Annotated in this window: 1 protein-coding gene; it reads left to right on the top strand. The window is 59.6% G+C overall.

What is annotated here, in order from left to right; genetic code table 11:
- Positions 1 to 3 precede the first annotated feature (3 nt).
- Positions 4 to 297 (top strand): alpha/beta fold hydrolase (locus EN786_RS37110; protein ID WP_135910197.1); only part of this gene is annotated, 294 nt, incomplete at its 3' end.

The following is a 297-nucleotide window of genomic DNA, read 5'->3' as shown; positions in this document are numbered from 1 at the left end:
CAATTGTGTTCTCATGACGGTTTTGAACTTGCCTTCCTCGATCGCCAGCCGGCATCGTGGCAGGGCGATCCCGTCCTGATGATCCACGGCTTTGCCTCCAGCCATTATTTCAACTGGGTTTCGCCGGGCTGGTTCAAGACGCTGAACGACGCGGGTTACCGGGCGATCGCCTTTGACCATCGCGGCCATGGCTCGTCGACCAAGAGCTATGACGAGGCCGATTACACGCCGGAAAAGATGGCTTCCGACGCGGCCGCGCTGCTCGATCATCTCAGCATCGAGCGGGCGCATGTCATG

Source organism: Mesorhizobium sp. M4B.F.Ca.ET.143.01.1.1 (assembly GCF_004792275.1).
GTDB lineage: Bacteria > Pseudomonadota > Alphaproteobacteria > Rhizobiales > Rhizobiaceae > Mesorhizobium > Mesorhizobium abyssinicae.
Note: the sequence above shows the minus strand (reverse complement) of the source record. Positions and strands in the feature narration are given on the sequence as shown.